The sequence below is a fragment of the Arhodomonas sp. KWT genome, assembly GCF_010993615.1.
Map to the genome: position 1 here is coordinate 12,105 of NZ_WNXE01000021.1, position 12,742 is coordinate 24,846.

General features: G+C 70.1%; 10 protein-coding genes. 2 read left to right on the forward strand and 8 right to left on the reverse strand.

The window, feature by feature from the left end:
- From G7A99_RS06195 to G7A99_RS06205, 3 genes are all read right to left on the reverse strand, one after another.
- Nucleotides 1–1,290: TrkA family potassium uptake protein (locus G7A99_RS06195; RefSeq protein ID WP_163139216.1), on the reverse strand; the 1,290-nt coding region annotated here is incomplete at its 3' end.
- A 13-nt stretch (nt 1,291–1,303) separates the two neighbouring features.
- A complete protein-coding gene (locus G7A99_RS06200; protein ID WP_018717143.1) occupies nt 1,304–1,687 on the reverse strand; it encodes a DUF6394 family protein in 384 nt (127 codons plus the stop codon).
- A gap of 43 nt (nt 1,688–1,730) precedes the next feature.
- Nucleotides 1,731–2,141, reverse strand: a complete 411-nt coding sequence (locus G7A99_RS06205; RefSeq protein WP_163139217.1) for a hypothetical protein — start codon at nt 2,139–2,141, stop codon at nt 1,731–1,733.
- Between the two features lie 198 nt (nt 2,142–2,339).
- Here G7A99_RS06205 and cfa point away from each other — a divergent pair, with 198 nt between their 5' ends.
- Entirely contained in the window at nt 2,340–3,512 is a 1,173-nt protein-coding gene (cfa, locus tag G7A99_RS06210) for a cyclopropane fatty acyl phospholipid synthase (RefSeq protein WP_163139218.1), read from the forward strand.
- Between the two features lie 6 nt (nt 3,513–3,518).
- On the opposite strand, the gene G7A99_RS06215 is transcribed toward cfa, so the two are convergent.
- The 5 genes from G7A99_RS06215 to G7A99_RS06235 all read right to left on the reverse strand — a co-directional run bounded on the left by G7A99_RS06215 (nt 3,519) and on the right by G7A99_RS06235 (nt 11,309).
- On the reverse strand, nt 3,519–5,501 hold the full coding sequence (locus G7A99_RS06215) for a cation:proton antiporter (RefSeq protein ID WP_163139219.1): 1,983 nt from the start codon (nt 5,499–5,501) through the stop codon (nt 3,519–3,521).
- A gap of 71 nt (nt 5,502–5,572) precedes the next feature.
- Entirely contained in the window at nt 5,573–7,258 is a 1,686-nt protein-coding gene (gene cydC / locus G7A99_RS06220) for a thiol reductant ABC exporter subunit CydC (RefSeq protein ID WP_163139220.1), read from the reverse strand.
- Nucleotides 7,248–8,843, reverse strand: coding sequence for a thiol reductant ABC exporter subunit CydD (gene cydD, locus G7A99_RS06225; RefSeq protein ID WP_240466125.1), 1,596 nt, complete (start codon nt 8,841–8,843; stop codon nt 7,248–7,250). Before cydD ends, cydC begins: the two co-directional genes overlap by 11 nt.
- Before the next feature lie 57 nt (nt 8,844–8,900).
- Complete coding sequence (gene cydB, locus G7A99_RS06230) at nt 8,901–9,902, reverse strand: cytochrome d ubiquinol oxidase subunit II (protein WP_163139222.1); 1,002 nt, start codon at nt 9,900–9,902, stop codon at nt 8,901–8,903.
- A 6-nt stretch (nt 9,903–9,908) separates the two neighbouring features.
- Nucleotides 9,909–11,309 (reverse strand): cytochrome ubiquinol oxidase subunit I, encoded by a 1,401-nt coding sequence (locus G7A99_RS06235; protein WP_163139223.1) that lies wholly within the window; start codon nt 11,307–11,309, stop codon nt 9,909–9,911.
- A 665-nt stretch (nt 11,310–11,974) separates the two neighbouring features.
- Here G7A99_RS06235 and G7A99_RS25235 point away from each other — a divergent pair.
- Nucleotides 11,975–12,742 (forward strand): CocE/NonD family hydrolase (locus tag G7A99_RS25235; protein WP_240466132.1); only part of this gene is annotated, 768 nt, incomplete at its 3' end.

Sequence of the window (12,742 nt, forward strand, 5' to 3'; positions counted from 1 at the left end):
CGGCAGCATCGGGGTGGCGAGCAGCCGGAGCATGCGCACCGCCATGATGCTGCTCGACTCCATGATCCGGTCCACCGCTGCCGCCTCGAACACGGCATGGCTCGCGCGGTCGTTCTGCCGCGCGACCAGGTAGAGCTCGCCACGAAGCTCGCGGGCGGTCATGACGATGGAGAGATTGTCGGTGTCGTCGTCCGTTGCCGCGATCACCCCGGCCACGTCCGCCGCCTCGATACCCGCCTCGCGCAGGGTCACAGCCTCGGTGCCCTTGCCGGCGATAACCGTGGTCTCCTTCATCACGGAGGCGGGCACGGTATCCGGCGTCACCAGCACCAGGTCCATGCCGTGCTCGCGCAGGCGCCGGTAGAGGGCGCGGCCCAGGGCGGTGTAGCCGCAGACGATCCAGCGCCCGGCGGGCGGCAGCCGCTCCTCGTCGGCGGTATCCGCGTGGACGCTCATCCAGCTGTAGAGGCGGTGCGCCTGCGGTGCCTCCATGGCCATGACGAAGCCGCCGGCGAAGGTGAGGTACGGATCGATGATGTAATCGGTGCCGAACGAGGCCATGTTGGCACGGGTCTCGTCGTGCTCGGCACGCGCGATCACCGGCAGCCGGGGGTTGAGCAGCTTGGTGGTGATGGCGATGTGCAGGTTGGTGTGATCGTCGTCGGTCACCGCCAGCACCGCCCGGCAGCGCGGATCACCGAGCCCCGCGGCCAGCAGGTTGTCCGTGAAGTTGGCATCGCCGCAGAGATGCGGCACGAACGAGCGCAGGCCCTCCACGCTGACCCCGTCGAGCTGGCGCTCGTCCCAGTCGATCACCACCGCGCGCCCGCCCCCGCCGGTGATTTCACGCACGAGCTGCGAGCCCGTGTCGCCGTAGCCGCAGACCAGTGTGAACGGCTCCACCAGCCGGGAGACGCTGCGGCGGAAGCGGTTCCAGGTGACCACGCGCTGGAACACCGGATCGCGGATGATGCCCACAATGGTGCCAATCGCGTAGAACCAGCTGATCACCAGCAGGTGCAGACTGACCACCACCCAAAGGCGCTGGGCCTGATTGAAGCCGGTGGGCAGCTCGCCGAACCCGATGGTCGTGGCGGTGTAGCTCACGAAGTAGAAGGCATGGAGGAAGTCCACGCGATAGGGCTCGCCGGCGGCCGTGGTGCCCTCGATGAGCACCAGCCCGAGCACGGAGACGGCGTAGGCGACGATCAGCGTGAGCAGCGGCGCGCGCATGCGCCGCAGTACCAGCGGGACGATGCGGTGACGCGGGACATCGATCAGCTCCGACATGGCCGCCGCCGCGTCAACGCTGCATGTTGACGGTCTCGATCACGAGGATGGTCACCGAGGCCAGGTTCGCCATCAGTGCCCCGCCGGAGAGCGAGACTATGCTGCCCATCACCGCCGGCGTCAGGCCCACACCGGTGACGTGCATGGACATGCCCCAGACCACCGCCGCGGTGATGAGCTGCAGGTCCGCGACCAGGCTCGCCGCCAGCAGGATGGCACCGATCTGCGTGCGCTCGCCGAACTTGAGCACGGTGGCGATGAGCGAGACCACGAGCGCCGCATACAGCTCGAAGACGTTGTGGTGAGCCGGGTTGTCGAACTCGCCGATGAAGAACCCGAAGTTCAGCGTCAGCGCGAGCAGGATGAAGAAGCCGAAGACGACCTTTTCCAGATTCATGGCGCGGCACGCTCCCGTCTGCGTTGTGCCCGGCCCGCCCGGTTCAGCCTGGCGGGTCCTCGCGGAGTTCCATGCGATCGGCGTCGCTCAGTGACACGAACCGCCCGTCCACGGTGTGGAACGAACGGCCGCCGATGTCCTTGCGGTAGACCCGGTACTCCGTGATCCCGCCGGTGCGGGTATCCACCACCCGCACGTGCACCACCTCGTGGGCCTGCTGCCACTCCATCCAGGCCATCCCCGAGACGCCGGCGAGCAGCACCGCCACCAGCGCATAGCCGGCCAGCGTCCGCGGCGACGGCCGCCGCCACGAACGGCCCGCCCGGCGGGGCGAGGAATCGCGGCGGGGCGCGGGGTCCTCGCGCCGCTGCGTGCCGGCGGTTCCGCCGGCACGCAGGCGCAGCACCACCGCGACCACCACGATCACCGTCACTGTGAGAAGAAACTGGTACACACCGCCTCCCCCATGCGGGTTACGCCACGGATTCTAACCGTCTTCGCCGCCCGCACCCAGACGCGGACGTGACACGGCCCTTCTGACGTCATTGAACCGGTCTATCATTGTCATTGGACCGGTGGAATTCACACGGCGGGGTACGGCGGTTAAGGTGAATTGAATGTCAGACTAACTAAAAAGGGGGTAGGTACGGCCATGCGCGACACCCTGGCCCGAAAGAACAACCAGTCGGAATCGCGCCGCGCACGTCACAATGACAGTGCGCGGCGCATGGTGGAGTCGTTACTCGAGCACGCGGACGTCCGCATCAACGGCGACCGTCCGTGGGACATCCAGGTCCACGACCCCCGCGTGTTCGAGCGCGCCCTCGCCTACGGCAATCTGGGGCTCGGCGAGGCCTACATGGACGGCTGGTGGGACGTGGAGTGGCTCGACGAGTTCTTTCACCGCATCCTCGCCAGCGGCATCGAGGACCAGGTCCGCCCCATGCGGCTCGCCTTCCACGCGCTGCGGGCACGGCTGCTCAACCTGCAGACCAGCCGCAAGGCCTGGGAGGTGGGCGAATCCCACTACGACCTCGGCAACGACTTCTACGAGGCCATGCTCGATCGCCGCATGACCTACACCTGCGGCTACTGGCGCGATGCCGAGGACCTCGACAGCGCCCAGGAGGCCAAGCTCGAGCTGCTCTGCCGCAAGCTCCAGCTCGAACCCGGCATGCGGGTACTCGACATCGGCTGCGGCTGGGGCAGCTTCATGAAGTATGCCGCCGAGCACTACGGTGTCGAGTGCGTCGGCCTGACCATCTCCGAGGAACAGGTCAGCCGGGGCCGCGAGGCCTGCCAGGGCCTGCCGGTGGAGTTCCGCCAGCAGGACTACCGCGAGCTTGACGAGACGTTCGAGCGCATCGTCAGCGTGGGCATGTTCGAGCACGTCGGACGCAAGAACCACGAGACCTTCATGGAAGTGGCCGAACGGTGCCTGTCCGTGGACGGGATATTCGTGCTGCACACCATCGGCAAGAACGAGACCCACACGACGCCGGATCCGTGGATCGACAAGTACATCTTCCCCAACGGGGACCTGCCGTCGCTGGTGCAGATCGGCAACGCCGCGGAGGGACGGTTCGTCACCGAGGACCTGCACAATTTCGGCGCCGACTACGACCGCACCCTGATGGCCTGGCACCAGAACTTCGAGGCGGCGTGGCCGCGTTTCCGCGAGACCTACGGCGAACGCTTCTACCGGATGTGGCGCTATTACCTGCTCTCCTGTGCCGGGGCCTTCCGCGCCCGCGACATCCAGCTCTGGCAGTTCGTGTTCACCCGCAAGGGGCTGCCCGGGGGCTACCGCCGCCCGGACATGTAACCGCGCTCAGGCCCGGACCAGCGCCGCCTCGGCGCGGTCCAGGGCCGCGGCCGTACCGGCGAGTGTCACGATGTCGCCCTCGCCGAGCACCCAGTCACCGCCCGGGGCATCCTCCCGTGTGTCGTCGCGGGTCACCGCCGAGACGCTCACCCCCATCGCCTCCAGCCCCAGCGCGTCGATGCGCTGGCCGGTGGCACGGGCGTCCGCCGCGATATTGAAGGCACGCAGCTGCAGGGCGTCCGGGTCGCTGTCGTCGCGGCCGGGGAAGAGCGCGCGCAGCAGCTCGTAGCGCCCCTGGCGGAGGTCGCGGATACGCCGGGTCACGGACGCCGGCGGCTCGCCGAGCAGGAGCAGCACATGCGAGCTCACCGTCAGCCCGGCCTCCAGCGTCTCCGGCACCACCTCCGTCGCCCCGGCCTCCTGGAGCTCGCGGAGGTAGCTGTCATCGCGGGCGCGCACCAGGATGGGCAGATGCGGATGCGCGGCGCGCAGCGCCTCCACCGTGTGCACCAGTGCCTGGGGCGCCTCCAGGGTGAACACCACCGCGCGCACCCGATCGGCACCGGCCGCGCGCAGCACGTCGACCCGCGTGCCGTCGCCATGGGCCACCGGGGCACCGGCGCCGCGGGCGTTCTCCACACGTACCGGGTCGGCGTCCAGGGCGCTCCAGGGGTAGCCCGCCTCGTCGAGCACGCGGGCGATGTGCTGCCCCACCCGGCCGAAGCCCACCAGCAGGACCCGCCCTTCGCCACTCGGCAGGGTGTGGGCGTCATCCTCGATCTCCCGGGCGGCGGCGCGACGCCTCAGCAGGCGGTCGGCGAGCGGGCCGTTGAACCGCAGCGCCAGCGGCGCCACCGCCATGGACAGCAGCAACGCGGCCAGCACCACCTGGCCGTAGGCCGGCGGCAGCAACTCGTGGGTCAGCCCCAGGGTGAGCAGCGCAAAGCCGAACTCGCCGCCGTGCGCCAGCGTCAGGCCGGTGCGCACTGCGGTCACCGTGGGCATCCGTGCCGCCCGCCCAAGGCCGAACACCAGCGCGAACTTGAACACCACCAGGGCGGCGAACAGCAGCAGGATCCACGGCCAGCCCCGGGGCAGCACGCTGAAGTCGAGCAGCATGCCGATGCTCACGAAGAACAGCGCCAGCAACACGTCCCGGAACGGGCGTATCTCCGCCTCCATGGTGTGGCGGAAGGCGCTCTCGCCGAGCATCATCCCCGCCACGAAGGCGCCGAGCGCCGGCGACAGGCCCAGGAACGCCGTCCACCACGCGGCCCCCAGCGCCACGGTCAGCGCCGCCAGGGTGAACAGCTCCCCGGAGTACAGCGCGGCCACGTGGTTCAGCGCCCGGTTGAGCACGAACCGGCCCACCAGCAGGATCACCGCCACCGCGAGCACGCCCTTGCCCAGCGCCACCGCCAGCGCCCAGCCAAGGGAGTCGTCGGAGGGCACGGCGAGCCCGGAGATCACCACCAGGAACGGCACCACCGCCAGGTCCTGAAACAGCAGGATGCCGAGGGCCGCGCGCCCGTGGGGCTGGCCCAGCTCGACCTGGTCGGTGAGCTGCTTGGTGACCATCGCGGTGGAGGACATCGCCACCACCCCCGCGATCACCAGCCCACCGGCGATACCGATGGGCGGTGCCCCGGGTACGAGCACGTCCAGCAGCAGCGAGACACCGAAGGCGGCGGCGCCGGCGATCAGCACCTCACCACCCCCGAGGCCGAGCAGCGCACCGCGCATGCGCGCCAGGTCCGGCAGCGAGAACTCCAGGCCGATGGAGAACAGCAGCAGGACCACGCCGAGCTCGGCGAGGGAGCGGATCGTCTCGAGATCGTGGACCACCCCCAGCGCGGTGGGGCCCGCCACCAGACCGACGGCGAGGTAGCCGAGCACCGCGGGCAGCCGCAGACGCAGGAACACCGCCGCGGCACCCACGGCGATGAGCAGGATGAGCAGGAGCTCGGCGAAACCCTCAGGTGTGTGCATGCGCGCATTCCCGTCACGTTGACGGGCGCCATGCTATCCGAATTCCGCGGACGAACGGAAAACGCCGGGCGTTACGCCATCCCGCGCAGGTGCCCGTCCTCCACGGCGAACACCCGGTCCACCGGCGGCAGCGCCTCGACGTCGTGGGCGAGCAGCACGGCGGTACGGCCGACGAGCCAGCGGTCCAGCCGCGTCGCTACGGTGGCCGCCGTCTCCCGGTCCAGGCCGGTGAAGGGCTCGTCCAGCACCACCACCGGCGCGTCCCGGAGCACCACCCGCGCCAGCGCGAGCCGCCGGGCCTGGCCACCGGAGAGACGCTGGCCGTGCTCACCCACCCAGGTCGCGAGACCGTCCGGTAACGCCTCGACGAATGCGGACAGGTCAGCCACCTCCAGCGCGTGCCAGAGCGCCCCTTCGCCGGCCCCGGGGGCGGCGATGCGCAGGTTGGCGGCGACGGTGTCGTCGAACAGCTCGGTGCGCTGGGTGAGATAGGCGAGACGCCGGCGCAGGGCCGGGCGATCGAGGGACAGCAGCGCCACCCCGCCCAGGCGCACCTCCCCGGCGGTGGGATCGATCAGCCGCGCGCACAGGTCCGCCACCGAACTCTTGCCACTGCCGGACGCGCCGGTGACGGCGACCCGCTCTCCCGGCGCGACCGTCATCGCGGCACCGTCCAGCACCGGCGGCATCCAGGACGCGTAACGCAGGCTCACGCCGGCGAGCTCGAGGCCCGTATCCGTCGGCGGCGCCGTGGACCTATCCGGTGTCGGCAGCGCGGACTCGCAGGCGACCTGTGCGGTGAGCCGGCGGGCCGAGGCCCGGACCCGGCCGAGCTGAACAAAGGCGGAGGGCAGTGCGACGAACAGCTCGCCCAGCCCGAGTACCGCCAGGGCCATGAGCACCACCACCGCGGCGGAGACCGTCCCCGCGCCGTAAGCGATGGCGCCGAGCCCCAGCGCGGTGACACCCGCAAGCTGGATGCCGGCGAGCATCACGGCCTCCCCCGCCGCCGCGCGGCGCGCGAGGCGCCGCTGGTCCGCGGTGAGGCGCGCCTCCCGGGCAAGCATGGCCTCGCGATGATGCCGGCCACTGCCGAACGCGAGCAGCTCCGCCAGGCCCTCGACGTGGGCGACCACCGTCACCCGCAACGCCTCGGTCTCCGCTGCCACGCGCTCGGTCAGCGCCAGCCCGCCCCGCGCGGCGGCCGCGTTCACCGCGGCCCAGAGGATCAGCAACGCCACGGCGACGACGAGCGCGATCGACGGCGCGAACACAGCGAGCAGTGCGGCCAGCAGCACGACCGCCACGAGCGCCACCAGCGGCGGCGCGAGCACCCGGAGATAGAGGGTATCCAGCTCATCGATGTCCGCGGTCAGGCGGTTGAGCAGCGTCGCCGCACGGAAGCGCGCGAGGGTCGCCGGGTCGAGCCGTGTCAGCCGGGTGAACACGGCAGTGCGCAGCTCGGCGAGCAGACGCAGGACCGTGTCGTGGTTGTACAGCCGTTCCGCGTAGCGGGCCGCGGTCCGGGTCAGCGCGAACGCACGGATCCCCCCGCCGGGGACGTAGATGTTCAGCGCGGCCGTCGCCCCCGCTGCCCAGAGCGCCGCGGTCACCGCCGTGGCGGTAATGAACCAGCCGGATAACGCAAGCAGGCCGGTGGCCGCCACGGTGGTGAGCAACAGCAGCGCGGCTCCGGCGACGAGCCTCAACCGGTAGCCGCGGAGGACGCGGAGATACGGCCTCAGGTCACGCCACATCGCGCCGCGCTCCCGCCAGGTGGACCACCCGGTCCGCCAGCGCCGTGAGCACCGGGTCGTGACTGGCGATGACCAGCGTGCGGCCGGCCTCGCGCAGCGCCGCAAGCCCCGCGACGACCTGCTGACGGGTCGCGGCATCCAGCGCGCTGGTGGGCTCGTCCAGCAGCACCAGCGGCGCGGACGACACGAACACCCGCGCGAGGGCCAGGCGCTGCGCCTGGCCGCCGGAAATGCCGTAACCCCGCTCGCCCACCCGGCTATCCAACCCGTCCGGCATCGCCTCGGCGAACGCCAGCACGCCTGCCCGCCGGGCGGCCTCGTGCACCGCGTCGTCCTCGACCGGCTGCGCCGAGCCGAGACGGATGTTACCCGCCAGGGTCTCCGGCACCACCAGCGGCCGCTGACCGAGCCAGGCGACGGCGCCGACGCCCCCCGCGCGTACCCGGCCCTCGTCGGGCGCCTGGAAACCCGCGATCAACCTCAGCAGCGTGGTCTTGCCCGCCCCGGTGGCCCCGGTGATCACCACGCAGCTGCCCGCCGGCACGCTGAGCGACAGCGGCCCGAACACCCGGGCGTGATCCGCCGTACCCACGGTCACGGCCTCCAGCTCCAGCGCCCCCGGCGGCAACGCCGGGTCGGCGGTGTCGCTCACCGCCGCCGGCCGCTCGAGCACGTCGAGCAGCTCCGCCGCGGCACCGATAGCGGCGGCGCGGTCGTGGTAATGCTGCGAGAGGGTGCGCAACGGCTGGAAGAATTCCGGGGCGAGCAGCAGGATGAACAGCCCGCTGAACAGCGTCAGCGCCGGCGCCGGCCCGAAGGCCACGTAGCCGAGCAGGCCGAAGCCGATATAGATGGCGACCACGGCGATCGCCACCGACGAGAAGAACTCCAGCACCGCGGAAGAGAGGAAGGCGACGCGCAGGGTCCGCAGGCTCCGCCGGCGATAGCCGTCGGCGGCAGCGGCCACGGCCTCGATGCTGCGCTCGCCGTGATCGAAAAGCGCCAGGGTCGACAGGCCGCGGATGCGGTCGAGAAAATGGCCGGACAGCCGGCTCAGTTCCCGGAACTGAGCCCGGTTCAGCCGCTCTGCACCCATGCCCACGAGCGCCATGAACAGCGGGATCAACGGCGCCGAGGCCACCAGGAAAAGCGCGGCGAGCCAGTCGAGCCACGCGACCACGACCAGTATCGCCAGCGGCGAGACCACCGCCAGCACCATCTGCGGGAGGAAACGCGCATAGTAGCCCTCCAGCGCCTCCGCCTGCTCCACCACCCGGCTGGCGAGCCCGGCGGAGGGCTCCGCCGCGACCCCCACCGGGCCGAGGGCGTCCAGGCGGGTGAGCAGCTCGCGGCGTACGTCGCCGCGAACCCGCAGGCCCGCCTCGATTCCGGCGTGCTGACGGGCGTACTCGGCGCCGGCGCGCACCAGTACCGCGGCGACGAGCACCACGAACGCGACGGGGGGGACGTCGACGCCGCTATCGAGCATCGCCGCGACGAGCCACGCGAAGGTCCCGGCCTGGACGACGACCGCGGCGGTCTGCACCAGCCCCGCGGCCACCGCCGCACCGAGGGGCCCGCGCACGGATCGTGCGCGGGCGTCGAGCCACCGCCGCGGCGCCGCCTCCCCCGCCACCGGCGGTCAGTGGTAGCCGGCGTCGGCGCTGACCTTGCCGCGGAAGACCCAGTAGGTCCAGGCGGTGTAGGTCAGCACGATGGGGATGACGAAGAGCACGCCGATGAGCAGGAACAGCTGCGACTCCGGCGCGGACGCCGCCTCGCGGAAGGTGAACGCCGGCGGCACCACGTACGGCCACTTGCTCACCAGCAGGCTCAGGTACGTGAACACGAACACCGCCATGGTCGCCACGAAGGGCACGCCCTCCTGGCGCCGGCGGACGGCCCGGTAAAGGACACCGGCAGCGGCCAGGGTGAGCGCAGGCAGGATCCAGATCGTGCTGAGATTGCCGAACCAGCGCTCCCGCACCATGTCATCCACCAGTGGCGTCCACACGCCGATGATCGCGAACACCACCAGCACCGCGGCGAGCAGCCGGGGGCTGAGCCGGTATGCCCACTCCTGGAGCTCGCCTTCGGTCTTGAGGATCAGCCAGTTGGTGCCGAGCAGCGCGTAGCCCAGCAGCAGCCCGATACCGGTGAGCGCGGTGAACGGCGTCAGCCAGTCGAGTGCGCCGCCGGCGTAGACGCCGTCGACGGTATTGAATCCCTGGATGTAGGCACCGACCACGGCCCCCTGCGCGAACGCGGCCACTGTCGAGCCGCCGGCGAACGCCCAGTTCCACAGGTAACGCGAGCGCTGCGCCTTGAAGCGGAACTCGAAGGCCACGCCACGGAATATCAGCCCGGCGAGCAACAGGAACACGCCGATGTAGAGCGCCGGCAACAGCACCGAGTAGACCCGTGGGAACGCCCCCAGCAGCCCGGCGCCGCCGAGCACCAGCCAGGTCTCGTTGCCGTCCCACACCGGGGCCACCGAGTTCATCATTGCATCCCGCGAGCGTTCGTCCGGGGCGAAGGGGAAGAGCACCCCCACGCCCAGGTCGAAGCCGTCCATGAGCACGTACATCACCACGCCGAAGGCGATGATGACGGCCCAGATCATCGTGATATCGATCGTTCCCATGACTGCTTACCTCCCGGCCCGGGCCGTGTCCTCGTCGAATGGCGTGTGCGCCGCCGACAGCGGGCGCATCGGCCGGTCGGACTCGTTCTCCGACTCCTCCGAGATGCCCTGGTGCACCACCCGGGTCAGGTAGTAGCCGCCCGAGACGAAGACCACGGCATAGACGAGGACGTAGCCGATCAGGCTGAACAGCGCCATGCCGCCGGTGAGCGACGGCGTCACCCCCTCGGACTGGGTCATCACGCCGTAGACCAGCCAGGGCGCACGACCGACCTCGGTGGTAAACCACCCGGCCAGGACCGCCAGAAACGGGGTGAGCGCCATCAGCCGCAGCCCCTGAAGATAGCCCCTGGCGTCATACAGCCGCCCCTTCCAGCGCAGCCATGCGCCCCAGAAGGCGAAGCCGATCATCAGCAGCCCGAGGCCAACCATCACGCGGAAAGACCAGAACACGATCGCCACCGGCGGTTGCTCGTCCCGCGGTGCCTCGGTGACGCCGGGGACCTCGCCGTTCCATTCATGGGTCAGAATCAGGCTCGCCAGATTGGGGATGCCCACCTCGATGGCGTTGTCCTGGGCGTCCTGGTCCGGCAGCGCGAACAGCAGCATCGGCGCCCCGGCCTCACGCTCCCAGTTGCCCTCCATGGCCGCCACCTTGGTGGGCTGGTGCTCCAGCGTCATCAGCCCGTGCATATCCCCCACCAGGAGCTGGCCGGGGGCGATGAACAGCAGCAGCCACAGCGTCATCGACAGGGCACGGCGGTTGGCCGGCACGTCGTGCCCGCGCAGCAGGTAGTACGCGCTCACACCGGTGACCACGAACCCGCCCGTTAGGAACGAGGCCAGCGCCATGTGGAAGAAGCGATACCAGAACGACGGGTTGAAGATCGCCTCGCCCCAGGCGGTGACGTGGAAGACGCCGTCACGCAGCTCCACGCCCGCCGGCGTCTGCATCCAGCTGTTCGCCGACAGGATCCAGAACGAGGAGATGAAGGTGCCGAGCGCGACCATGACCGCCGCGAACAGATGGGTGCCCGGCGGGACCTTGTTGCGCCCGAACAGCAGCACGCCGAGGAAGGCGGCTTCCAGGAAGAACGCGGTGACCACTTCATAGGAGAGCACCGGCCCCATGAAGTTCGCCGTGGCCTGGGCAAAGTTGCTCCAGTTCGTGCCGAACTGGAACGACATCACGATGCCCGAGACCACGCCCATGCCGAACACGACGGCGAACACGCGGCTCCAGAAGCCCGACAGCCGCGCCCAGACCGGGTCCTCGGTGCGGTAGAACAGCCCTTCGAGGACCGCGATATAGGACGCGAGCCCGATCGTGAAGACGGGAAATATGGCGTGAAAGGAGACTACGAACGCGAACTGTATTCGCGACAGGAGCAATGGGTCGAGTTCCATGACGATACCCCGGTTTCTAGAGAGACATTCCCTGGCGACGGGCCTTGTCAGGACGCCGCGCCCGCCCCTGGAGGTCCGCCGTACCGCTCCTCCCCTCGACAACGATCATTGTTCTATGACAATGCGAGTGAACGCACGTTCACTCATTGTGGAGGTCATCCTCCGACCCCGCAGGCGGTGCCCTTGCTGCACCGCACCCCCTATGAGACTACGCCGGCTGCAACCGTGACTGTGACTAAGTCACGAACCGCCACGTCCAGCGGACCCACCACGCCGATCCCGCCGCGAGCGACAATTTGGGACCCCTACCTGTCCCGACCACGCACGATACACGCTGCCTTGCCCTTCCCATGATCGGGATGGCCCCACCCGCGGCGTCAAGCCTGTCGACCAGACGGTGCCCGCGTTCATAACCGGGCAGGGCCGCCAGCCGGAGGTCCCTGCCGGGCGATTACGGCCTCCCGGGTCATCCTGTAAACCGGGACGCACCGGAGCGCCCGCATCGTGAATCCGGGTCCCACAGCGCGGCGGGCGGTGACGACGCGGGCAGGCCTGCGCTACCGTTCCGCGCACAGAACGCACCGCAAGGGAGACCCGCCGCCGTGTCTGATACCAGTCCGTCCACCGCCGCCGGGGTCCGCAGCATCGAGCACACGAACATCCCCATGCCGGACGGCACCCGGCTCGCCGCCCGCATCTGGCTGCCGGCGGACGCCGGCGACGTGCCGGTACCGGCGGTCCTGGAGTACATCCCGTACCGCAAGCGCGACATCACCCGCGACCGCGATGAGACCCTGCACCCCTGGTTCGCCGCGAACGGTTACGCGGCGGTCCGGGTGGACCTGCGCGGCAGCGGCGACTCCGAAGGGGTGCTCACCGACGAATACCTGCCCATCGAGCAGGACGACGGCATCGCGGTGATCGAATGGCTTGCCAGCCAGCCCTGGTGCGACGGCAGCGTCGGCATGATCGGCATCTCCTGGGGCGGCTTCAACGGCCTGCAGATCGCCGCCCGTCAGCCGCCGGCACTCAAGGCGGTGGTGACCGTGTGTTCCACCGACGACCGCTACGCCGACGACGTCCACTACATGGGCGGCTGCCTCCTTGGCGACAACCTCTCCTGGGCCTCGGTGATGTTCGCGTTCAACGCCCTGCCACCGGACCCGGCACTGGTGGGCGACGACTGGCGCCGCATGTGGATGGAACGGCTGGAGGGCAGCGGCCTGTGGCTCGACACCTGGCTGCGCCATCCCCACCGGGACGACTACTGGCGCCACGGCTCGGTCTGCGAGGACTACACCGACGTGCGTTGCCCGGTCATGGCGGTCAGCGGCTGGGCGGACGGCTACACCAACACGGTATTCCGTCTACTGGAGAACCTGCCCGGACCGCGCCTCGGGCTGGTGGGGCCGTGGAGCCACAAGTATCCCCAC